The organism is Aliarcobacter butzleri (assembly GCF_900187115.1).
GTDB lineage: Bacteria > Campylobacterota > Campylobacteria > Campylobacterales > Arcobacteraceae > Aliarcobacter > Aliarcobacter butzleri.
In genome coordinates this window covers 413,085-436,878 of sequence record NZ_LT906455.1, presented here as the reverse complement: position 1 = coordinate 436,878, position 23,794 = coordinate 413,085, and the positions used below count along the sequence as shown (strand labels likewise).

The 23,794-nt window shown below is 24.9% G+C and carries 26 protein-coding genes; 6 read left to right on the top strand and 20 right to left on the bottom strand.

Annotated features, from left to right (window positions below):
• From CKV87_RS02180 to CKV87_RS02165, 4 genes are read left to right on the top strand one after another with little or no spacing between them, the layout of a single operon-like run.
• Positions 1 to 456: a hypothetical protein gene (locus CKV87_RS02180; protein WP_012012255.1), complete on the top strand. Its 456-nt coding sequence runs from the start codon at positions 1 to 3 to the stop codon at positions 454 to 456.
• The gene (locus CKV87_RS02175) at positions 453 to 1,184 is read left to right on the top strand and encodes a metallophosphoesterase (RefSeq protein WP_012012254.1); all 732 of its coding nucleotides are present in this window, start codon (positions 453 to 455) and stop codon (positions 1,182 to 1,184) included. Before CKV87_RS02180 ends, CKV87_RS02175 begins: the two co-directional genes overlap by 4 nt.
• Positions 1,181 to 1,858 carry a response regulator gene (locus CKV87_RS02170; RefSeq protein ID WP_012012253.1) on the top strand — a complete coding sequence of 226 codons (678 nt, stop codon included), beginning with the start codon at positions 1,181 to 1,183 and terminating at the stop codon, positions 1,856 to 1,858. Before CKV87_RS02175 ends, CKV87_RS02170 begins: the two co-directional genes overlap by 4 nt.
• On the top strand, positions 1,848 to 3,224 hold the full coding sequence (locus tag CKV87_RS02165; RefSeq protein ID WP_012012252.1) for a sensor histidine kinase: 1,377 nt from the start codon (positions 1,848 to 1,850) through the stop codon (positions 3,222 to 3,224). Before CKV87_RS02170 ends, CKV87_RS02165 begins: the two co-directional genes overlap by 11 nt.
• A 349-nt stretch (positions 3,225 to 3,573) precedes the next feature.
• Here CKV87_RS02165 and groL read toward each other — a convergent pair whose 3' ends face one another.
• The 5 genes from groL to panD form a co-directional block, all read right to left on the bottom strand.
• A complete protein-coding gene (groL, locus tag CKV87_RS02160) occupies positions 3,574 to 5,208 on the bottom strand; it encodes a chaperonin GroEL (protein WP_004510496.1) in 1,635 nt (544 codons plus the stop codon).
• On the bottom strand, positions 5,208 to 5,465 hold the full coding sequence (gene groES, locus CKV87_RS02155) for a co-chaperone GroES (protein WP_004510495.1): 258 nt from the start codon (positions 5,463 to 5,465) through the stop codon (positions 5,208 to 5,210). The genes groL and groES overlap by 1 nt, the downstream gene beginning before the upstream one ends.
• Before the next feature lie 136 nt (positions 5,466 to 5,601).
• Positions 5,602 to 6,462, bottom strand: coding sequence for a polyprenyl synthetase family protein (locus tag CKV87_RS02150; protein WP_012012251.1), 861 nt, complete (start codon positions 6,460 to 6,462; stop codon positions 5,602 to 5,604).
• A gap of 4 nt (positions 6,463 to 6,466) precedes the next feature.
• The gene (locus CKV87_RS02145; RefSeq protein WP_012012250.1) at positions 6,467 to 6,787 is read right to left on the bottom strand and encodes a YbaB/EbfC family nucleoid-associated protein; all 321 of its coding nucleotides are present in this window, start codon (positions 6,785 to 6,787) and stop codon (positions 6,467 to 6,469) included.
• Positions 6,780 to 7,163, bottom strand: a complete 384-nt coding sequence (gene panD, locus CKV87_RS02140; protein ID WP_004510492.1) for an aspartate 1-decarboxylase — start codon at positions 7,161 to 7,163, stop codon at positions 6,780 to 6,782. The genes CKV87_RS02145 and panD overlap by 8 nt, the downstream gene beginning before the upstream one ends.
• A gap of 153 nt (positions 7,164 to 7,316) precedes the next feature.
• On the opposite strand from panD, the gene CKV87_RS02135 reads away from it, so the two are divergent.
• Entirely contained in the window at positions 7,317 to 7,850 is a 534-nt protein-coding gene (locus CKV87_RS02135; protein WP_012012249.1) for a peptidylprolyl isomerase, read from the top strand.
• 27 nt (positions 7,851 to 7,877) lie between these two features.
• Here CKV87_RS02135 and CKV87_RS02130 read toward each other — a convergent pair whose 3' ends face one another.
• From CKV87_RS02130 to CKV87_RS02065, 14 genes are all read right to left on the bottom strand, one after another.
• Complete coding sequence (locus CKV87_RS02130) at positions 7,878 to 8,357, bottom strand: chemotaxis protein CheW (RefSeq protein WP_004510490.1); 480 nt, start codon at positions 8,355 to 8,357, stop codon at positions 7,878 to 7,880.
• 73 nt (positions 8,358 to 8,430) lie between these two features.
• On the bottom strand, positions 8,431 to 9,618 hold the full coding sequence (gene xseA / locus CKV87_RS02125; protein ID WP_012012248.1) for an exodeoxyribonuclease VII large subunit: 1,188 nt from the start codon (positions 9,616 to 9,618) through the stop codon (positions 8,431 to 8,433).
• A gap of 24 nt (positions 9,619 to 9,642) precedes the next feature.
• Positions 9,643 to 10,353: a bifunctional demethylmenaquinone methyltransferase/2-methoxy-6-polyprenyl-1,4-benzoquinol methylase UbiE gene (gene ubiE, locus CKV87_RS02120; protein ID WP_012012247.1), complete on the bottom strand. Its 711-nt coding sequence runs from the start codon at positions 10,351 to 10,353 to the stop codon at positions 9,643 to 9,645.
• A 137-nt stretch (positions 10,354 to 10,490) separates the two neighbouring features.
• On the bottom strand, positions 10,491 to 10,739 hold the full coding sequence (locus CKV87_RS02115; RefSeq protein ID WP_004510487.1) for a hypothetical protein: 249 nt from the start codon (positions 10,737 to 10,739) through the stop codon (positions 10,491 to 10,493).
• A complete protein-coding gene (locus tag CKV87_RS02110; protein ID WP_004510486.1) occupies positions 10,736 to 11,527 on the bottom strand; it encodes a P-loop NTPase family protein in 792 nt (263 codons plus the stop codon). The genes CKV87_RS02115 and CKV87_RS02110 overlap by 4 nt, the downstream gene beginning before the upstream one ends.
• A 49-nt stretch (positions 11,528 to 11,576) precedes the next feature.
• On the bottom strand, positions 11,577 to 12,389 hold the full coding sequence (locus tag CKV87_RS02105; RefSeq protein ID WP_012012245.1) for a TIGR00282 family metallophosphoesterase: 813 nt from the start codon (positions 12,387 to 12,389) through the stop codon (positions 11,577 to 11,579).
• The gene (locus tag CKV87_RS02100; RefSeq protein WP_012012244.1) at positions 12,390 to 14,813 is read right to left on the bottom strand and encodes a PAS domain-containing sensor histidine kinase; all 2,424 of its coding nucleotides are present in this window, start codon (positions 14,811 to 14,813) and stop codon (positions 12,390 to 12,392) included. It abuts the gene before it with no gap.
• Positions 14,810 to 16,852, bottom strand: coding sequence for a PAS domain S-box protein (locus CKV87_RS02095; protein ID WP_012012243.1), 2,043 nt, complete (start codon positions 16,850 to 16,852; stop codon positions 14,810 to 14,812). Before CKV87_RS02095 ends, CKV87_RS02100 begins: the two co-directional genes overlap by 4 nt.
• Positions 16,853 to 17,230, bottom strand: a complete 378-nt coding sequence (locus tag CKV87_RS02090; protein WP_012012242.1) for a response regulator — start codon at positions 17,228 to 17,230, stop codon at positions 16,853 to 16,855. It abuts the gene before it with no gap.
• Positions 17,223 to 18,635, bottom strand: coding sequence for a methyl-accepting chemotaxis protein (locus tag CKV87_RS02085; protein WP_012012241.1), 1,413 nt, complete (start codon positions 18,633 to 18,635; stop codon positions 17,223 to 17,225). The genes CKV87_RS02090 and CKV87_RS02085 overlap by 8 nt, the downstream gene beginning before the upstream one ends.
• Positions 18,636 to 18,685: 50 nt before the next feature.
• Positions 18,686 to 19,819 carry an aminoacetone oxidase family FAD-binding enzyme gene (locus CKV87_RS02080; RefSeq protein ID WP_265588062.1) on the bottom strand — a complete coding sequence of 378 codons (1,134 nt, stop codon included), beginning with the start codon at positions 19,817 to 19,819 and terminating at the stop codon, positions 18,686 to 18,688.
• Positions 19,820 to 19,837: 18 nt separating this feature from the next.
• Positions 19,838 to 21,073, bottom strand: a complete 1,236-nt coding sequence (locus CKV87_RS02075; protein ID WP_012012239.1) for an ArsS family sensor histidine kinase — start codon at positions 21,071 to 21,073, stop codon at positions 19,838 to 19,840.
• The gene (locus tag CKV87_RS02070; RefSeq protein ID WP_004510476.1) at positions 21,070 to 21,750 is read right to left on the bottom strand and encodes a response regulator transcription factor; all 681 of its coding nucleotides are present in this window, start codon (positions 21,748 to 21,750) and stop codon (positions 21,070 to 21,072) included. The genes CKV87_RS02075 and CKV87_RS02070 overlap by 4 nt, the downstream gene beginning before the upstream one ends.
• 33 nt (positions 21,751 to 21,783) lie before the next feature.
• Entirely contained in the window at positions 21,784 to 22,230 is a 447-nt protein-coding gene (locus tag CKV87_RS02065; RefSeq protein WP_012012238.1) for a Spy/CpxP family protein refolding chaperone, read from the bottom strand.
• Between the two features lie 104 nt (positions 22,231 to 22,334).
• Here CKV87_RS02065 and CKV87_RS02060 point away from each other — a divergent pair, with 104 nt between their 5' ends.
• Positions 22,335 to 23,276, top strand: coding sequence for an endonuclease/exonuclease/phosphatase family protein (locus tag CKV87_RS02060; protein ID WP_012012237.1), 942 nt, complete (start codon positions 22,335 to 22,337; stop codon positions 23,274 to 23,276).
• On the opposite strand, the gene CKV87_RS02055 is transcribed toward CKV87_RS02060, so the two are convergent.
• Positions 23,273 to 23,791: a GNAT family N-acetyltransferase gene (locus CKV87_RS02055; protein ID WP_012012236.1), complete on the bottom strand. Its 519-nt coding sequence runs from the start codon at positions 23,789 to 23,791 to the stop codon at positions 23,273 to 23,275. The two genes, CKV87_RS02060 and CKV87_RS02055, sit on opposite strands and share 4 nt — an antisense overlap.
• Positions 23,792 to 23,794: the final 3 nt, after the last annotated feature.

The window sequence follows — 23,794 nt, the reverse complement described above, 5'->3', positions numbered from 1 at the left end:
ATGATAAAACAACTTATATTATCGATAATTTTTGTAAATTCTTTATTTGCAGTAAATCTCAAAATTGAAGATAAAATAAGTAATTTTTCTTTAATAGACCAATTTGATAAAATTCATACAATTACAAATGATATAAAAATCATAATTGTAACTTTTGAAAAAGAGACTCTTTCGATGGTAAATAATTTTCTATCATCGAAAAGTCCGCTATTTTTGGAAAATCATCAAGCAATAGTTATAAATAATATCTCTTCAACTCCAAGTATAATTACAAAGATGTTTACTTTGCCAAAACTAAGGGATTATAAATATAGCATCTTGCTAATTTATGATGAAAACAATACAAAATTTACAAAACAAACTGGAAAAATAACTACTTATTCTTTGGAAAATGGTGTAATAAAAGATATTAGATTTTTATCTTCTACATATGAACTTGAGGAGTTTTTAAAATGAATTTAACTAAACATTTTCAAATCATAAATATAGAAGTAGAAGATAAAAAATTAGATGATTTAAAGATTCTTCATTTAAGTGATTTACACATAAATAAAAAAACTTCAATAGAAAAGATTTTAGAACTCGTAAATTTTTGTAATAATTTAGAGTTTGACTTTTGCATTATCACTGGAGATATAATCGATACAAAAGTAAAATTTATAAAAAAACAACTTGAAATTTTAAACTTATTGAAAAAAGAGGTTTTTTATATAAGTGGAAATCACGATTTATTTTATGGCTTAGAAGATTTAAAAAAAGAGTTAACAAATTTTATTTTTATGGATAATGAAACTTTAAAAATTAATTATAAAAATGAAATTATTCATCTAGCAGGACTTCCAGATAGATTTTCAAAATTCTTTAAAATAAAAAGAGAAGAAAAAGTAGTAGAAGATTTTTTACAAAACTCTCCATCAATATTTATTTCTCATCAACCAAAAGATTATAAAATTGCGTTAAATTCAAACTCAAATCTATTTTTGTGTGGTCATACACATGGTGGTCAAATCTATCCTTTTCACTATTTAGTAAAATTAGTTCAACCCTTTTTGGCTGGACTTTTTTATAAAAATAAAACAGCAATTTATGTAAATAAAGGCTTGGGAACTTGGGGAGTTGATTTTAGATTTAAAGCAGATGCAGAAGTTACAATATTAAAATTAATAACAAAAAGTGTAAAATGATTTCTATGAAGATACTAATAATTGAAGATGATTTAAAAATCATAAACTTTTTAAAAAAAGGTTTAGAAGAAGAGTGTTATATAGTTGACTTCTCAACAAATGGTGATGAAGGATTATACTTAGCTAGTATTAACACTTATGATCTAATCTTACTTGATATCATGCTTCCAGTTAAAAATGGAATTGAAGTATGTAAAAGTTTAAGAAGCTCAAATATTCAAACTCCTATTATTATGCTAACAGCTAAAGATTCTATTGAAGATAAAATCAAAGGTTTAGATATTGGAGCAAATGATTATTTAGCAAAACCTTTTTCTTTTGCAGAATTACTTGCCAGAATTAGAGTTCAATTAAGAATCACAACTACTACTCAAACAAAACTATCTATTGCAGATTTAGAGCTTGATTTACTCAATAAAACAGCTTCAAGATCAAATCAAAATATAGTTTTAACAGCCAAAGAGTTTTCACTTTTAGAGTATCTAATAAAAAATAAAAATAGAGTTTTAAGTGAAACAACAATAAATGAAGCACTTTCATCATTTGAAGATTCAAATATCAGTAATATTGTAAATGTTTATATTTATAGATTAAGAAATAAAATCGATAAAAATTTTGAAAATAAACTAATAAAAACAGTAAGAGGAATAGGATTTAAAATCAGTGAAGATTAATCTATCAATCAAAAAGAAACTTCTATTTTATAGTTTTTTTATTCAAACTATTATTTTAGTAATTTTTTCTTTTTCTTTATATAAAGCATTGGAAATTTCAACTATTGACAAACTTGAAGCAACGCTAAAAGTAATAGTTCTTGATATTACTGATGATATTTTAGAAAAAAATAAAATCACAGATAATATTTTAGATGAAGAAAAAGAGTACAATTTTGAACCTCTTTATATTAGAATTTTAGATACTAAAACTCACAAAGAAATAATCAAAACAGATAATTTCCCAAATAACATTGATCATAACGATGATTATTTAGATAAATTAAAAGAGAATGTAATAACTTTTGAAGAACAATACAGCTATTTTGTAAGTAGAATAAAAATAGATTTTCATGGTGAACAAAGTATCATTATTGAAGCAGTTACAACAAAAGATATTTTAACTTCAACTTTGGAAAATCTTCTTTATATTTTAGGATTTATTCTCCCAATAATTCTTATCTTTGCTGTTATTGGTGGAAATTTTGTAATTTATAAATCGTTTTTACCAATTGAAAATATCTTAGTTGAATTAAAACAGATAAATGCAAATGATTTATCAGCAAGATTAAAAACAACAAAATCAAAAGATGAAATAAACCAACTAATAAATGAAATTAATTCTTTATTATCAAGACTTGAAAACTCTTTTGAAAGAATGTCACAATTTAGTTCAGATGCTTCTCACGAACTAAAAACTCCTCTTACAATTATAAAAGGTGAAATGGAAGTAACCTTAAGAAAAGATAGAACGATAAACGAATATAAAGAAGCTTTAAAAACATCTTTAGAAGAGATATCAGGGATTGAACAAACAATAAATGATTTACTATTTTTAGCTAAAAATGAACAAGAGTTAATTGTAGATAAACAAGAAGAGTTTTATTTAGATGAACTTGCAGATGAAGCAATAAATGAACTTAAAAATTTTGCAAAACTTCATAAAATAAAAATATCTTTGATAATAGAAGATAGCTTAGAGATGAAAGGATTTGCAAGTTTATTAAAAATTGCAATAAAAAATATTTTGAAAAATGCTATTCAATTTAGTTATGAAAATAAAGAAGTTATAGTAAAAATATTTAAAGAAAATGATTTATTAAATATCTCTATTGAAGATTTTGGGATTGGAATTCCTACAAATGAACAAGAAAAAATTTATGAAAAGTTTTATAGAACAGATAAAAGTAGAAATAAAAATAGTGGAGGAACTGGTCTTGGAATGTCGATTATGAAGAAAATTGTAGATATTCACAAAGGAAAAATTTCTTTAATAAGCCAAGAAAATATTGGAACAAAAATAACTCTCTCTTTTTCTATTAAATAATTTTATAAAATTTCAGTTTGTTTTAATTTAAAAAGATGTTATAATTACATTATCTTTAAGATTATAGGAGGTTCAATTGACGAAAACTTCACCTTTTATAACTGTTAACTTTTAATTTAAACTATAAGTTTATTTCAAAGTAAACTTGATAAATAAAAGTCTTATTTATCGAAAAATAATTTTTAAAAGAGCTCTTTCGCGGAGCTCTTTTTTTATTTAAAATAATATCTATTTCGTTTATAATTTTCCTATTAATTTCATAACCATTTAGATTTTTATTAATTATAAATTAAAAAACCGCACCTTAAAAAAGGTACGGTTAAGAAAAATTAACAATTTTAGATAATTGTTACATCATTCCTGGCATTCCCATTCCACCCATGTCTGGCATAGAAGGCATTGCTGGTTTATCTTCTTTTATATCACTTACAGTTGCTTCAGTTGTAAGTAAAAGTGAAGCTACTGAAACAGCATTTTGCATAGCAACTCTTTCAACTTTTGCAGGATCAACAATTCCAGCTTCAAACATATCTACATATTCACCTGTTGCTGCATTAAATCCTAAATTTTCATTTGATGATTTTTCAACTTCATTTGCAACAACTCCTGCATCAAATCCAGCATTAATTGCAATTTGTTTTAATGGTGCTGAAATAGCTCTTAAAACAATATCTGCTCCAATTCTTTCATCACCAGTTAAATCAAGATTTACTTTTTTAGAAGCTTTAATTAAAGCAGCTCCTCCACCAATTACAATACCTTCTTCAACAGCAGCTCTTGTTGCACTTAAAGCATCATCAACTCTGTCTTTTTTCTCTTTCATTTCAGTCTCTGTTGCAGCTCCAACTTTAATAACTGCAACTCCACCAGAAAGTTTTGCTAATCTTTCTTGTAATTTTTCTCTATCATAATCACTTGTTGTATTTGATATTTCTGCTTTAATTTGATTTACTCTTGCAACAACTCTTTCATTATCACCATTTCCATCAACGATTGTTGTATTGTCTTTGTCAATTACGATTTTTGAAGCAGTTCCTAAACAACTAAATTCAGCTGTTTCAAGTTTCATTCCCATCTCTTCTGAAATTACAGTTCCACCAGTTAAAACTGCAATATCTTCTAACATAGCTTTTCTTCTATCTCCAAATCCAGGAGCTTTAACAGCAGCAATATGTAATGAACCTCTTAATCTATTTACTACCAGTGTTGCTAATGCTTCACCATCTACATCTTCTGCAATAATTACTAAAGGTCTTCCTGATTGATTTACTGATTCTAAAATTGGTAACATCTCTTTTAATGAAGAGATTTTTTTGTCATATAATAAAATGAATGGGTTATTAAACTCTGCAATCATTTTTTCAGGATTTGTTACAAAATATGGAGATAAATATCCTCTATCAAATTGCATACCTTCAACAACATCTAACTCATCAGAAATACCTTTTGCTTCTTCAACAGTGATAACACCATCTTTTCCAACTTTATCCATAGCTTCAGCTATCATTTTTCCAATAGCACTATCTGAATTTGCTGAGATTGTAGCAACTTGTTCAATCTCTGTTTTATTTGCTACAACTTTTGAAGATTTTTTAAGTTCAGCTAAAATAGCTTCGCAAGCTTTATCCATTCCTCTTTTTAAAGATATTGGATTTGCACCTGCTGTTACATTTCTAAGCCCTTCTTTGAAAATAGAATGTGCTAAAACAGTTGCAGTTGTTGTTCCATCTCCTGCTTCGTCATTTGTTTTTGAAGCTACTTCTTTTACAAGTTGAGCTCCCATATTTTCTAAAGTATCTTTTAATTCAATTTCTCTAGCAACACTTACACCATCTTTTGTAATTGTAGGAGCACCAAATGATTTTTGTAATAAAACATTTCTTCCTCTTGGTCCCATTGTAACTTTAACTGCATCAGCTAATTTTTCAACACCTGAATATAATCTATTTCTTGCATTATCACTAAATAAAATCTCTTTTGCCATTACATAACTCCTATAACATTTTCAATATTTAAAATTAGATATTCTTCACCCTCAAGTTTGAATTCAGTTCCTCTATATTGTTCAAATACAATTGTATCACCAACTTTAACATCTTCAACTTTATTTCCAATTGCAACAACTTTTGCAGTTTGTGGTTTCTCTTTTGCATTATCTGGAATATAGATTCCACTTGCTGTTTTGTTCTCAACTTCTGTTCTTTTAACAAGAACTCTTTCACCTAGTGGTTTAAAATTCATACTATTTCCTTATTATTAAATTAATTTTATATTTTTGAACTTATAAATTAGCACTCTAATTTTATAAGTGCTAAATTTTAATAAATTTTAAATTATTTGTCAATATATTTGAGTCAAATTAACTAAGAGTTTAAAATTATTTGTGTCTATTTATATATTTTAGAAGTAACTCTTCTAAAGATTTTTTTAAATTTTCTTCAAAAGTATTAAGAGAATCTATACATTTTAAAGCTAAATCATCAGCACTTTTTTTTGCACCATCAAGTCCTAATAAATTTACAAAAGAGTTTTTAAATCCATCATTTTGTGTAGTTTTACCAGCTTCTTCTTCAGTACAAGTTTCATCAATAATATCATCTTGAATTTGAAATAACAGTCCTAAATCTATTCCAAAATTATAAAGTTTTTCTTGTGTTTGCAAATCATATTCACTTATAATTGCACCCATTTTAAGGCTAGCTGCAATTAGTCTTGCCGTTTTATGAATATGTAAAAACTCTAATTGATTTAACTGTATTTTTTGTTTTTCAAAATGACAATCTATTGCTTGACCTATAATCATACCATTTATTCCACCATTATGTGCCAAACATTTGATAAGTTCAACTTTTATATCATTATGTAAAGAAGCATTTGCTATTAGGTTAAATGCTTCAGTGTTTAAAGCATCTCCAACTAAAATAGCTGTTACTTCATCATATTTTTTATGTAAAGTTTGAAATCCTCTTCTTAAATCAGAGTTATCCATCGCTGGTAAATCATCATGAATCAAAGAATACGTATGTAAAAATTCAACTCCTAATGCTACACTCATTGCATTTGGAACTAATAAAGATTTATTTGATTTTACAACAGATAATAAAAGCATCGGACGAAATCTTTTTCCACCTGCTTTTAACATATCAGCTAAAGCATCTTCAAAGTGAGGATGAAATGTTTTTGAGATAGGAAGATTTTTTAGTAAATAATCTTCAAAAGAATTTAATAAATCTTTCATCAAATCACTTTTGTCCAAATGAGCCTAAACCACCCATTAAGTTCATAGCCATCATTTTTTTATTTTCATCGCTTTGTTTAATTACATCATTCATACAAGAGATAAGTAAAATTTGTAAAGAGTCTTTATCTTCTAAAAGAGAATCATCAATTTTTAAATCAACAACTTCTGAATTTCCATTGATTGATATTTCTACCATTCCTCCACCAGCTTTTGAAGTAAAAATTCTTGAAGCATTTTCATTTTGTGCATTTTTTGCCATATCTTGAAATTGGTTTAACATATCACCTAAATTCAAATTTTTTAAATCAAGTCCATCAAACATATTTACCTCCTTCTAATTCATGAGTTATTAATTCAATATTATTTTTATCATCAACTAAAACAACTGTTGGTTTATAGTTTTCAAGTTCTGCTTCACTAAAAGTTGCATAAGCAATAACGATAATTTTATCGCCAATTTCTACTTTTCTAGCCGCTGCTCCATTTAAGCACATATCTTTAGAGCCTGCTTTCCCTTTTATAATATAAGTTTGAAATCTTTCACCATTATTAATATTTACAATATCAACTTTTTGACCAACTCTTAAATTAGCTGCTTTCATCAAATCTTCATCTATTGTAATCGAACCAACATAATTCAGATTTGCGTCACTTACAGTTGCTCTATGAATTTTGCTGTATAACATTTCAAATGTCATTTATAAGCCTTTTATTTTTTTATATTTAATAGTTAATAATTTCGTGCATTTTAACACTTTTTTTTTAAAGTATTATAAAATATCTTTTTTATCTTTTTTTAAATCTAATACACTATACTAATTTACTAAAAAATCTACAAAAAAGGCAATTTTATGAAAAGAATTTTATTTATTCTTTGTTGTTTTACACTATTTTTAAATGCTGCTAATCCAGTAGCTACATTTAAAACTTCAAAAGGTGATATTGAAGTTGAATTAAGACCAGACTTAGCTCCAAAAGCTGTTGAAAATTTTGTAACTCATGCAAAAAATGGATATTATAATGGTCAAATTTTTCATAGAGTTATTAAAAACTTTATGATTCAAGGTGGTGATCCAACAGGAACTGGAGCTGGTGGAGAATCTATTTGGAAAGAAGATTTTGCAGATGAATTTGCAAAAAATGCTGTTTTTGATAAACCTGGAATTTTAGCTATGGCAAATAAAGGTCCAAATACAAATAATAGTCAATTTTTCATAACAACTGTTCCAACTTATTGGTTAAATGGTTATCACACTATTTTTGGATATGTTATAAATGGATTTGATGTAGTAAAAGCAATAGAAAACGTAAGAACAAATGGAAAATATAATGGAGATAAACCTTTAGAAGATGTAAAAATTATCTCTATATCTATAAAAGAGTAAATCAAGAAATTCTTGATTTACTTAAAATCAGTCTTGTAACTCTTCTTTATCAACAACTCTTTCGATATCCATAATTACAAGCATTTGGTTATTATCAAGTCTAACATAACCTTTTAAATATTTAGGTGGAATTGCTGAACCCATTTCCGCAACTTGTGCTAACATACTAGTATCAAGTTTTTGAACATCATCAACTAAATCTACAACTATTCCTATCATTCTTTTATCTTCAGTAATAACTGTAATAATAGAAGTATTTTCATCATAAACAGCAGGTCCTGTGTTGAACTTTATTCTAATATCTAAAATAGGAACAACTTCTCCTCTTGAATTAATTAAACCCTTTACCCATTTCGAAGTATTTGGTAAAGTTGTAATATTATCTGGATAAGTTAAAATTTCTTTAATCTTTGGCAACTCAATTGCATACTTCATTGCCCCTAACTCAAATGTCATAAACTCAGTAATCTTTGAAGAACTTACAGCTTTATCACGATTATTTTCCATTAATATTCCCTCTCTATTAGATATGTATAAATTAAACGAATTTTCATTATTCTATCTATACTAAACTTAAATTCTATTGTTTTACTAATTTATTTAAAGTACAACTTGCAATATACTTTGGAGTTTGTAACTCTATTTCATCTCCAATTTTTAAATCTGCTAAATTTATAACTTTATTACTTTTACTAATTTGTACAAAACCATTTTTCTCTTTTTTATCTGGATGATTTGATAAATAATTTGATTTTAGTAAATCTATTTGATTTTGATAACTTAAAAATTTTTGGTTCAAATTTATTTTCAATGATGACTTTATAAAATTAATTTGAGTTTGTATGAAATTGAATTTTGTTTCAATAGAGTTTTGTTCAAATAATTTTTTCATATTTTTTAGCTCTTGCTCTTTATTGAATAAAATATTTTTAAATCTATTTGTAATTTCATTTTCTAAAGAATCAAGATAAATTCTATGTTCATTTATATCTGGAAGTGCTATTTCAATTGCATTTGATGGAGTTGCAGCTCGAATATCAGCAACAAAATCTGAAATTAAATAATCAACTTCATGTCCAACTGCTGAAATAATTGGAGTTTTTGCTTCATAAATTGCATTTGCAACAATCTCTTCATTAAAAGCCCACAAGTCTTCTATACTTCCTCCACCTCGTCCAACAATCATAATATCACAGTTTAATTTATCTGCATATTTTATAGAATTTGCTATGTCTAAACTTGCACCCTCACCTTGAACTAAAGTTGGGATTAATATAAATTCAACTAAAGACCAACGATGAGTTGCCACTTTTTTCATATCTTCTATTGCAGCACCTGTTGGAGAAGTTACTATTGCTATTTTTTTAGGATATCTTGGTAAAGTTTTTTTTCTGCTTCTTTCAAAGTAACCTTTTGCTTCAAGTTTAGTTTTTAATTGTTCAAAAGCTAAAGATAAACTTCCTATTCCAGAAGGTTCTATTTTATTACATAAAAGTTGATAATTTCCTCTTGGAGCATAAACAGTTAAACTTCCTGTAATTACTATTTTTAGACCATTTTCAAGTTGAAATTTTAGATATTTTGTATTCCCTTTAAACATTACACAAGAAAGCGTAGAATTTTCATCTTTTATTGAAAAATATATATGTCCTGAGTTATGATAAGTAAGATTTGAAATCTCACCTTCTACATAAACTTGAATAAATGTAGTTTCAAGTAAAGATTTAATTTGAAGATTTAAAGTTGATACAGAAATTGGTGAGTTCAAGATTTACCTTTATTATTGCAAAAACTATATTTTTTTTGCAATAATTAAAGTTGAAATATTCATAGAAAAAGCTTTCACATAAACTGGCTCTAAACCTGATTGTTTTAACTCTTTACATAAATTTTCAGTTGTTAAAAACTCATCAATTGAATCAGGTAAATATCTGTAAGCTTCTTTATTTTTAGAGATTAATCCACCTAAAACTGGAAGAACTTTATTTAAATAAAAATCAGTTAAATGATCAAGTAAATTTTCTTTTTTATTTTTAGTAAATTCATTTATTACAACTAAACCATCTTTTTTCAAAACTCTTGCAAATTCATCAAAAGCTTCTTGTCTTTGAACAACATTTCTAATACCATAAGAAATAGAGATAATATCTGCACTTTTATCAATCAAAGGCATTTGTGTAGCATAAGCTTCAATAAACTCAACATCAGGAAGTTTTTTCTTACCAACTTCCATCATACCAATGCTTGGATCAACACCAATAATATTTTTTAGATTAACACTATTTTCATTTGCAACTTGTTGCCAAAAAAGTATCATATCACCTGTTCCACAAGCAACATCAACTATCTTTTCTATATCTTTTTTTCCATATAATTCAAAAGTTTTATTACAAGCTTTATTTCTCCAAGATTTATCAATTCCCATTGATAGAACTCTATTTGCTATATCATAAGTTCCTGCTATATTATTAAACATCGATACAATTTTTTCTTGTTTTTCCATAATTTTCCTTTTAAATGATTCCCATTAAAAAGGAACCGTTTTATTTAATAACTACTTTTTAACGAAAACTTATAAAAAGTTTCTAAAAGTAGCAAAAGCTAAATGACTTTGAGAACAAAGTCTAAATTCTTAATTTTTTATAAAAGAAATTTTCCAATTAATAAACCAATAATCAAACCAATATTTCCAGCAACTAAAATTGCCATAATTGATAACTTTTTATCAGCATAAGGAAGTCTATTTATAATATCTTCTTGGTGTTTTAAAGTCTCTTCAAAGTTTTGTGATGATTTTTCTAAATTTTCCATTGCTTTATTTATAGCAATTTCAGAAAATTCCATTCTTTCAACTAGCTCTTTGGCTTGTTTGAAACTCATATCACTCATTTTTTAATTTCTATCCATTTATCTAAATCACAAAAAATTCTATTTAAAGTATTTAATACATAATCTTTTGCTTCTGTTTGTATTCTTCTAAAAAAGAGATATTTTCTTGCACTTTCTATATCTCCCATTTCTTTCGCACTCATAGCTTTTGCTGCAAAATCAGTATTATTATAAGCCATTTCCCAAACAGTACTTCCTAAATATCTACTCATTGTTATAATCTTGTCATTTTTAACTGGAAAATATTTTGGTTCTTTTACAAAATCACAAATTACAGAGTTTGAATCAAGATATTTATGTCCAAAAAAATTAATAAATTGCTCATTATAATAATCTTCGTCCATAGAAATAGCTCTTGTTAATGCAAAGATTAGATTATCTTCTGGATTTTTTTCAATTTTTTTGATTTTTTTCATAGTTGCAATAGCATTTTTCCCATCAAGTTCACCATCACCTAAAGGAATAATCCATTTTACATTTCCAAATGAACCAACTTTTTTTATCTCATCAAGAACTAAAGAAGATGTTTTATTTCCACCAACATCAACTATAACTTCATGTTTATCATCCATTAAGATTAGTTCATCTAAATCTGTTATTTTGTTTGTTCCAAGCATTCTTTTATCAACAATTTCTGTTCTTGTAAAAGACCTTGAATCATTATTTTCATCATCAATTTCTATGTAAGTTATCTTTTTACCGTGCTTTTTATATAAATAAGGTGCGATTACTTGCATAGCAACTGTCGATTTTCCAACGCCACCTTTTGTTTGAGGAATTATTATCATCAATTAAACCTTTTTTAGCAATAATGTATTGATTTTATCGTAAATATTATTAAATAATAATTGCTTGAGTAATGATTAAATTTGCATTATTACAATATTTTTTTATTTTAAAACTATCTTTTGCAATTCCATCTTCAATATCAACAACCATCATTTGTAAAATCGATTTACATGAGTTAGGAACTTCAAAATGTCCGCTTATTCCAGTTGTTGCTTTTTGTATAGGAATTTTAGCATCCATTCCAATAACATTATCATAACAACCTGTTAATCCAATATCTGTTAAATATGCTGTATTTTCAAAAATTTGTAAATCATCTGTTCCAACATGAGTGTGAGTTCCACAAATAGCACTAACTTGATTTTTTAAAAGCATTAATAAAACTCGTTTTTCACTCGTTGCTTCTGCATGAAAATCTACAAAAATATTTTTGATATTTTCTTCTTGAAGTTTTAAAATCAAATTTTTTGCCCAGTTAAAAGGGTTTTCAACAATTGGCATACCATATTGTCCCATTAAATTTATAACTGCAAGTTTTTCATCTTTTATTTCACAAATTTTTACTCCACTTCCAACTAAACCTTGCGGATAATTATCTGGTCTTAAAACATTCGAAGTTTCAAGCAAAGCTAACATATCTTTTTTCTTATCAAAGCTATGATTTCCACCTGTTATCAAATCTATTCCACTTTTAAAAAGCTCTTTAGAACTCTCAACAGTTAGTCCAAAACCATGACTTGCATTTTCTCCATTTGCTATTATAAAATCTATATTAAACTCAGCTTTTATTTTTATCAAATTTTCTTTTATAATTTTTCGTCCAGGTCGTCCAACAATATCGCCTATAAATCCTATTCTCATTTATCTACTTTCATCTATATATTTTTTTAATTTTATTTCAAAAACTGCACCAGCATCTTGATTATATGCCAATATATCTCCATTTTGCTCTTCTATAATTTTTTTAGCTATATTTAAACCAACTCCCATTCCACTATGATCTTTTGATGATACAAATGGTTCAAAAATATCATTTATTATATCTTCTTTTATGCCTCCTGCATTATCTTTAAATTTTACAATTATTTCATTTTCTTCTTCATATAATAAGATATTTAAAATTCTATTTTCATAATTTTCAATTTTTATTAACTCATCAAGAGCATTATTTATAACTATAACCCAAACTTGTTCTATTCTTTGTTTTTGCACTTTACTAAAAAATGAAAACTGATTTTTATCTATGTTGTTTATATCAAACTGCTCATTATTTAAGTAAATTCTACTTATTTGTTTTGAACGATTATGTACCATTGTTAAAGAAGTTATTAAAGTGCTATAAATATTTGTTTTTTCTTTTACTTCTTTGCTACTTTGAGCCATTTCTCTCATTGATTCAACAATATTTGCAATTCTATTTATTCCCTCTTTCATTTTTTCACTATCAAATAACATTCTATCTTTTATATCTCCATCTGGTAAATCTGAAATATCGTAAGACATCATTTCAAGATTACCTTTTATATAAGTAAGTGGAGTATTTATTTCATGTGTAATTCCAGCGGCTAGTGAGCCAATATAAGTTAGTTTTGCATTTTTTAGTTGTTCTTGTTGATGGAACTTATCTTTTTGAATATTTTTTTCAACTTCTTGTTTAATTTTTTCTGCCAAATCTAAATTTAACTCTTGTAATTTTCTTTTATCTTCTAAAGAATTTATCACAAAAACTACTCTTTGTTTATCACCTAAAAGACTTAAAGATAGTTCTAAATGAATTGGTGTTTTATCTTTTTTTATAAATATTTTTTCTAATTTTGAAATATTACCTATTTCATCTATTTCTTTTAAAATTTTATTTAAAATTGTTTTTGAATCATCTGCTATAACATCTAAACAAGTCATTGTTAAAAGTTCATCACTTCTAAAGCCTAGAAGTTCACTCATTTTGCTATTTAGTTTTACAAATTTTCCATCTAAATCAATCAAAGCAATTCCACTATGAACATTTTCAAAAATAGCATCATATTCATCAATTTGATTATTTAGATTATTATATAAATTTTCTATTTTTTTCTTATTTGTTCTATCTGTACAAATTATATTATAACAATCAATTTGTTCATTTTCAATAATTACTTCAATAAGTAAATCAAGCCAAAAAACTTCACCATCTTTTTTAGCTCCTTTTATTTCGTTTAGATGAAAGATTTTTTCATTTAATCGTTTTCGTACCATTCTTCCTAGATTTTTTATATCTTTATGAATCAAAATCTTATAATGATGTCCTATTAATTCAGCTTCAGAAAAACCTAGAAAATAGCAAAATGCTCTACTTACTTTTGTAATAAATCCATTTTTATCTATTCGAATAAACATAATATGATTATCCATAATCTCTTGATTTTCACTCAATTTTAAATATTTTTCTTTAATATTTAAATCTAATTTTTTATTATCTTCTTCAATACTTTTATTTAGTCTTGAAATTATTACTGAAAAAATTATAGCAATAAAAAAGGCTATTAAAAATCCTGAAATTATGATTGATTTATGATACTCTTCAATAAAATCTTTTTTTAATTTATCTTTTTTCTTTATAAAAAAAGTAAAATATTTATTCTCATTTATATAAACTTTTTTTGATAAAAACTCTTCTTCATCAAATGAAGTTAGATTAGAATCATTTAGAAATATTCCTTTTGGATCAAGAATTAACACTTTTTTAGAAAAATCACTAGATAAACCTTGAATTAGGTTTTCTAAATCAATTTTTAAAATATAAAAATCATCTTTATTTCTAATAATAAAATTAATAGTTTTTGAATTATCTTCATCACAATGATATAGAACTTCTTTGTATTTTAAAGTACGCATCTCTTTAAAATAAACTTTTGAAAATAAATTTTTTAACCTATAATCTCTTGATAGTTTTGTATTTTTTTCATTATATAACTTCAATATCTCTTTAGAATCTAAAGAAACTATTTTAAAAACTAAGATATTTTTATCTTCAAAGAGTGTATTTTCAATAAAATTTATAATTTCATTTTCGTTTTTAAACTCTGGAATTATAGATTGAATAAGTAATAGTTTTTCATCATATTTTTTCAAATATGATAAAAACTTATCTTCTTGCTGTTTTAAAACATTTTCACTGAGTTGTTTATCTTGTTTATCATCATAAAAAGTATAAAAATTATCAAATAAATAACTTACAAAACCTAATATTAAAATAGAAAATATAATAAATGCTAAAAAAAGTTTTACATAAAACGATACTTTCATTTTATCTCTTTTGTAAGTTTTATATAATATTTAGTTTCATCTTCACTATTTTTACACCAAAATAAACCACTATTTTTTTCAATAAGTAACTTTGATAAATATATAGATGTATCAAAATATTTCTCTTCAGAAGAGGTTAATATTTCATCAAGAATAATTTTTTTATTTTTACTTTTTATATCATCTTCTATTTTAATAAGAATATCATTATTCATATTTTCATAGATTGCAGTTATATATATTTTTGTACTTTCAATTCTATTTAACTCTACTTGTTCAATACAATTTTTTAATATATTTATTATGATAGTTTTTAACTCAGCTGATAAAATATTTATATAAATCTCTTTATCAATATCAAATTTTACTTCTATATTATATTTCTTCAACTCACTTTCTAAATAAGTAATTGCTTCAATAACAACTGTTAAAAGGTTTGAATTTTCGCTTTTTCTTGGATTAAAAATATTTTTGATTTCATTTAAAATATCAGATAAATTTTTTAGTTCAAGTTCAATATTTTTTTCAATCTCTCTTAAATTTCTTTCTGAAATATCATCTTTTTTAAGATTTTTTAATCTTAGTATTTCAAAAAATATTCTTGAGATTGGAACTTTCCATTGATGTCCTAAAGAGTCTAAGATTTTTGACATTAAAGCAACTTTTGCACTTTCAACCAAGTTTTTGTCTTTTACTTTTATATCATTTAACTTATTTGATAAATCTTCTTTTAATAACTTATTTATTTTTTCAAACTGCTTTGTATCTGTTATATCCGTTCTAATTGAACTATAACCTTCAATTTGATTTTTAAAGTTATATCTTGGAAATATTATAGATTTTATCCAATAAGTATTTCCAAATTTATCTCTATTTTTTATCTCTCCTTGCCAAGAGCCCTCTGTTTTTATAGTTTGCCAAAGATTTTTAAAAAATATATTTGACATATCAGGATGTCTTAAAAGATTTATATTTTTTCCTATAATCTCTTCTTGTGAATATCCTGAAATTTTATAAAAACTTTTTGTTGCAAATACAATATTTCCTTGTAAATCTAAATCAACTTTTATAATATAGTTATCAATTTCATTAAAAATATTTTCATACTTTTTATTTATTAAATCTCTTTGTGATTTAATATTTACCATCTTATAAATAAGAAAAATGATAAAAAATGATATTAAATTTAAAACTAATAATAATTTATTATAAAAAGAATCAATCATCTGTATTTCATTCTTCTTACTTAAATCATAACTCATTAAATAAATACTATTTTTATAAAATTCTGAATAAAAAATTGGTATAAAAACTACTGGAATATTTAAGTATCTATCTTGACTAACAAAACTTACTTCTTTTTTATTGCCAAAATTATTTATTAACTCTTTTTTTTGTTGTTCTGATATTTTAAAAGCATTTCCAAAATCAAAATTGTTTGAGATAATCTCTTTATATTCGATAGAATTATCTTTTTTCATATTTTTTATTAGATTTTCTAGTTTAAACTCTAAATTTACAACGCCTAAAAAGTTTAGTTTTTCATCAAAAATTGGTTTTGAAAATAAAATATAGATATTTTTTTCAACAATCCTAAAATTAACTTCCTCTTTTTTATTTGAAATAACTTGTTCAACTATTTTTGAAGTAAAGTTATCTTTTGAACTCTCTTTAAAACTAAAAAGCAAATCTTTTTTAGGACTATAAATAGTCATTTCATCTAAATTTAAAGTGGAATAAAAAGACAAACTAAGTTCAAGTTCATCATAAAGTTCTTTTTTTAATAAAGGCAAATTTACACTGCTTTTTAGTATTTTTATAATCTGTTTATTTTTTATAAATTCATTAAAATAGATAAGTTCAGAATTATTTGAATAAATATTATAATAGTTAGAGTACTCTTTATAAGTATTTTGTTTATAATTTTTTAAAGAAGTTTCAAACTCTTTTTCTTTAAAAAAATCTAAAAATAGAATTATTAAAAAAAAAGAGATTAAAAAATAGAAAAAATACCTAAAAAATAGGTTTTTATGGCTCATTTAGTGTTTCTCTAAAATATCTATTATCTTTTTTTCTAGATGTTGTAAAGAATCAAAAGGTTTCATAACATAATTTGTAGCACCCTCTTTGTGAGATTTTAAAACTTTATCCAAAGTCGAGTATGCAGTCATCATAATAACTTTTTGATTTTCATTCTTTTCTTTTATTTTTTCAAGAACTTCTAATCCATTCATTTGTGGCATCATAATATCTAATAAAATAATGTCATAACTGCTCATATTCAAAGATTCTAATGCAGCAAGAGGATTTGCATAATTTGCTACTGAGAATTTTGGATTTCTTGATAAAAATCTACTTAAAAGATTTAAAATTTCTACTTCATCATCAATGATAGCTATTGAATATTTTTTATCCATCTACTTTTTCTCCGTCGAATAATTTTTTAGCTGCTTCTTTCATAATCAAATCACTTTTTTCATCTAAAATTTTATCTAAATATATAAATACTTGTTCACTTGCTTTTTCTACTAACTCAATTTTATCTTCTATTAATTGTTTTGAGCAAGAAACTTTACTTCCAGAACACTCATTTGCTAATAAATTTGCTTCGTGATGTACAATATGGTGATGTTTTTCTAAACTTTTATAAGATGGAACAATACTAAATTGTTCTCTTCCTAAACCTGTATCATACCATTTTCCTAATCTACAATTATGATGATCTACTGGTTTAAAGTTATGTTCTCCTCCAAAGATTAGTTGATAAAGGTTATTTTTGTAAATAACGTGGTCAAGTTTTGCAAGATTTATAAAAATTCTATTTGAAATACTTTCAACTTCATAAACTCCTCTATTAGAATTTTTTTGGAAAGTATTCATCAATTTACTTAAAACACCAATTCTTGATTTAGTCTCATTTACTACACTTGATACTGTTTCTGAACTTTGTTTGATTTTTTCTGTTTCATTTTGAATTAGATTTACAACATCTTTTATCTGTTTTGCAGCATCAGCACTTCTTGTAGCTAGATTTCTTACTTCTTGTGCAACAACAGAAAATCCTTTTCCAGCTTCACCAGCAGTTGCAGCTTCAACAGCTGCATTTAAAGAAAGAATATTTGTTTGAAATGCTATTTCTTGGATTATATTTATAACTTGTGCAATATCTTTACTTTTTGATACTAAAGACGCTACAACTTCATTTTCAAGCTCTATTTCTTTATGCAAATTGTCTGTATCATAAACTATTTCATTTATTAAATTTAATCCTTGAGTTGAGCCATTTGCTGTCTCTTTAGACTCTTTAGACATATCTTGTAATTCATCTAACAAAGTTAAATATGTTTGTTGTGTTCCATTTAAAGAGTTTGTCATATTTATATTGTGTCTTGATAGTAATCCACCATCTTTGTTATCGTGAATTGAAGTTTTTCTAAGTGAAACTATTTTTTTATTTTCGTAATTTTTTACTTCTATGTGAGCTTCACAATCTTCTAAAACTAAACTAGGTTTTTCATTTAAAACTGCATCTAAAACAGTAGAAAAATCTTTTATATTTGATTTTGACAAACTGTTTGCAAAAAACAACTGATTATTTTCATCAAAAACAACTAATCCCTCTTCTTGCGAAAACGATGCTATTTCTTTATATAATTCGATATCTTTAGAATTTTTTTCTAAAACATTTTCAAGTTTAAATGAGTAATCTTTTTCAATCTCTTCAATTTTTTTATCTTTTTGAACTAATTGATTTTTTAAATCCTCAATTTCTCTTTCTAAATAACTGACTTTCTCTTCTAAATTCTTATTTCCAAAAAACATAAAACGCCTTTATTGATATCATTTATTAATATATCATATCAAAGATAATCTTATATGTTATTTAGGTACAAAGAGCAAATATAGGCTTGGCTAAATACTATTTGAAAATTAAACCCTCCAAGTTCTCCTGTTATATCTAAACATTCTCCTATAAAAAAAAGATTTTTTTGTTTTAAACTCTCAAAAGAAAGATGATTTATCTCATCTGTATTAATTCCACCTTTTGTAACTTCAGCTTTTGTAAAACCAAAATTTCCTGCAGGTGAAAACTCATAATTTTTCAATAATTTTAATTTTTCTAGCTCTTCTTGTGTTAATTTTGAAACAGCTTTATCTTCCAAATCTTGTGAAACTAAAAACTCTTGTATAAATCTTTTGGCTAATGGTAAAGATGATGAGATGTTTTTATTTCCAGTTAAAAACTTTTCAATTTTTTTATTTGGTAAAAAATCAAGTACAATTTTTCCTTTTTTCCAATATAAAGATGTAGTTAAAATAAGGGGACCTGAACATCCTTTATGTGCAAATAAAAGCGAACCTTCAAAAGTTTTATCTTCCACAAAAGCTTTAGCAGGAAGTGAAACTCCTGATAAATTTTTAAACCAAAATTGTTCTTTTTGTACAGTAAATCCTACAAGGGCTGGCTCTAACTTTTTAATCGTATGTCCAAATTTTTGCGCAATATCAAAAGCAATTGAACTTGCACCTAAAAGAGGAAAAGACAATCCTCCACTTGCAACTACAAGTTTTTTTGCTTCAATAGTTTTTGAATCAGTTTTTATCTTATAATATTCATCAAAACTTACATCTAAAACTTTTGTTTCAAGATACTTTTTTACATGAGTTGTAAGTTTTGAAAACATATCAATAACATCTTGACTAGAGTTACAAAAATATGTTCCTTTTACAATTTTTGGATTAATTTTTGGAAAAAGTTGATTTTTATTTAAAAAAGTCAATAAATCATCTTTTGAAAATCTTTCTAAAATAGTTTTTATAAAATTTTCATCACCTAAATAATTTTTATAAGTTACAAAATCATTTGTGATATTACATTTTGCTCCACCTGAAACTTTAACTTTTGGTGCTAAAGTTTTCGAACTCTCAATCAAACATATATTTTTATATTTTTTTTTATCTAAATTAGAAGCTAGCATTAAACCACTAGCTCCTGCTCCAATAATTGCTATATCGTAAATCTTTTATCCTTTTTTACAAATAAATCTATTTAAACCATTAATATGTTCATATTCTAAAATATAACCATTTGCTTTAAAAATATTGTAAACAATATATAATCCTAAACCAAAAGAGTTTTTTGATTTATCTTCACTTGAAAAAAATGGTTCAAAGTATTTTTCAAAAGGAGCCTCTAATTTTTTTCCCATATTCTCAAAAATTATATTTTCATTTTCTACTTTTATTGTTACTTCTTTATTTGGAGAGTATTTAACTGCATTATCTATTAAGTTTTTTATTGCAATAGAAAAAAGTTTAAAATTTACTTCTATTTTTTTATTTTCATAATTTTGAATAACTTTTTCATCTTCTATCATCAAAATATCTTTTGCATTATCGATAATATCATCTAAAAAATATACTTTTTTCTCTATATTTTTTGTTGAAGATATAAGTTCTTCTATTGTTGCAAACTCATTTATTAAAGATTCTAATCTATCAAATACTGATTTTAATTTTTCATTATTCTCTTCATTTTGTTCTAATTGAGTTAAGAATTTACCTTTTGTTATAGGAGTTTTTAGTTCATGCATAATATTTCTAATAAAAACATTTCTAGCTTCTTTTAGATTTTTTAGTTTTAAACTTGTTTTTTTAAACTCCATAGCAAGCGAAGAAACCTCATCTTTAGCTTCAATATTTTTATATTCAAAATCAAAATTTTCATCACCCAAACTTTTTACTTTATCTTTTAAAACTTTTAAAGGCATCAACTTTTTTAAAGACATAAAATATAAAATTGTAATTGTAATAAGTAAAATAGAAAAAACTAAAATAATATATATTTGTCTACTGTTACTAAAACCATTTTGGTCTTTTACTAAAACTTCATTATCTCTAACTTTCATATACAAATAATAGTCAGTGTTGTTTTTTAGAATTCTAAAAATATCTCCATGTTTAGGGTGAATTCTTTCTGAAAATATTTTCATATTTTTATCATTTGTTATTTTGTTTATCTCTTTTTTTTCAATATAAAGTTTATAATTCATCTCTTCAAAATTTTTTATAATCTCTTCACTAAAATCAAACTCAATTCTATTTATCATTTTTGAAATAGGAATATATCTATCATAGATTTGTTCTTCTTGTGCTTTGTAGCTATTTGCTAAAATAATTATAAAGCTAATTATTACCAATAAAATAGAGATAAGAAAGCTTATTAAAATAGTAAAAAAAATCGATTGTCTATTTATCATTGTATAAATTTGTATCCCATTCCTCTAATTGTATGAAGATATTTTGATTCTTTTGAATTATCTTCTATTTTGTGTCTAATTCTATTTATAATAACAGCCAAAGAACCTGAACTTTCATAATCCTGATTTAAAAGATCAGAATTTTCAAAAATATCTTCTCTACTTATTACAAAACCTTCTCTTTTTATCAATAAAGATAAAACTTCAAATTCAGCAGCAGTTAGTTTTATAAATTTTCCGTTTTTTGTTATCTCTCTTTTTTCTTCATTTAAAACAAAGATTTTACTTTTTGTATCTTCTTCACTACTTTGAGAGTTATTAAATCTTCGTAAAATTGTTTTAATTCGTACTTCAAGTTCTCTTGGGTCATAAGGTTTTGGCAAATAATCATCAGCTCCTAATTTAAGTGCTGTTACTTTATCTGTAATATCACTTCTTGCACTTGAAATAATAATAGGAATATTAAAACTTTTAACTATCTCTTTACAAACATCTAATCCATCCATTCCAGGTAGTGTTAAATCTAAAATTATCAAATCATACTTATTCATTTTTAAAGCACTAAGAGCCAAATATGGCTCTTCGTAATTTGTAACTTCAATATTGAATTGCTTTAAGTATTGACATAGAACTTCTGCTAACTCTAAATCATCTTCTATCATTGCAATTTTTATCAAAATTTATCCTTTTAAATAGTATCTATAAAAAACCTATTTTTTATCTCTTTTTTCTTTTCTTAAATCAATTAGAACTTTTAGTTGCTCTTTTTGTTTAGCATCTAAGATAGCATAAGTTTTTTCGATAACTTCAGCTTTTGATTTTATCATAGAATCTCTTTTTTCATTCTCAATTTGAATAAATTTTTCTTTATCAAATCCATCTTTTGAGAATGCATCAAGTGGAGATTTTTGAGCTTTTCTACTTTCATCTATAATTTTTCTAATATCTTCTTTTTGTTTAGAAGTTAAATTTAACTCATGGATTAATCCTAAAATACCATCATTTCCAAAAAAAGGCATATGACCTTTAAAATCTTTTTGATACATACAATTTGGTGCATCAAATCTTTTATCATCTTTTTTCATTTCACCATTTGCAGCAAAAAGTGCTCCTGCAACTAAACTTGTTATAACTAAACTTGAAACTATTTTTTTCATTTTGTACTCCTTTTTTTTAATTATGAAATTATTGCATCTTGCTTTTAATGATTTTTAAATTTTATATTAATCAAAACTTAACAATGTTTGGCTAACATATCAAGATGAAACTAAGAGTCGGAACATTTAACCTTTTTCAATTTTGCTCTCCACCATTCTCTTTTTATACAAAAAAAGAAAAATTCACACCTGAAGAATGGAATGAAAAAATAGCTTGGTGTAAAAATCAACTAAATCTTATGAATTGTGATATTGTAGGATTTCAAGAAGTTTTCTCTAATGATGAACTAAAAAATTTGTGTTTAGAAGTTGGATTTAAATACTTTGAAGTTGTGGATTTTGCAAAAGTTGATAAAAAAAATGAAAAAGTTTATATAAGTACAACAGTTGCAATTGCTTCAAAATTCCCAATAATAAATATAGAAAAAATAGATACAAAAAGTTTTAAGTTTGCAAGAATCCCAATAAAAGCCATAATTTCTCTACCAAATGAAAAAAATATAACAGTTTATATAACACATCTAAAATCAAACAGAGAAAATGAATTTGAATATATTTTTACAAAAAATGATACTTTAGAAGATAAACTAAAAAAAGTTGAAGTTGCTTTAAAAGACAACTATTCTTTATCTTTAAAACAAAGAATTAATGAAGCCAAAATACTTTTTTATGATATAAAATCAAATAAAACTCCTACGATTTTAATGTGCGACTTAAATGACAAAGAGTTTTCTATAACAATTGATGCTCTTACAAATAAACGATTTTATAATAAAAATCTAAAAAAAGATGACTATTTACTCTTTGATGCTTACTATTTACATAAACCAAAGATTTATAATCCTCATCCAGAATTTAAGGGAATAAAACGAACTCCTACAAGCTATTTTGCTGGAAAAGGAAATATTTTGGATTATATTTTTGTATCAAAAGAACTTCAAAAAATCAGCTCTTATGAAGTTTTTGACAAACATTTACAAAAAAATCACAATGGAAGTTTAAAACAAAGTGATCATGCTCAAGTTGTTTGTGAAATAGAAATTTAGATAGTTTTTTTCAATACTAAAAGTTTAAGTTCTTCATTTGTATTTGGTGTCCAATGTTCTGACTTTGGAAACTCTATAAAACTATTTGTATTTTGGTATCCTCTTCTAATATAATATTGCATTAATTCTGTTCTTGTAGATATCACCTCTATTAGAAAAGTAGATTTTTGCCAAAGTTTTGATGAACTATTTTCTGCAAATTCTAAAAGTTTTTTTCCTATTCCACTTGCTTGTGATTTTGTATCAACAGCAAAAAGCCCTACGTGAATACTCTCTCCTTGAAGTTTAACCTGAATAGTTCCAACTATTTTATTATCAACTTTTGCAATATATGTTTTAGTCTCTTTTTCTTCTAAAATCTCTTTCATCATATCTTCATTTACTCTAATTCCATCTAATATATGAGATTCAGTTGTCCAAGCTTTATCTTTTTTTTCTCCTCGATAAGCTTCATTTATCAAAAGAATAACTTCTTTTATATCTTCTTTTTGTAGTTCTTTAAATTGTAAGTTCATCGT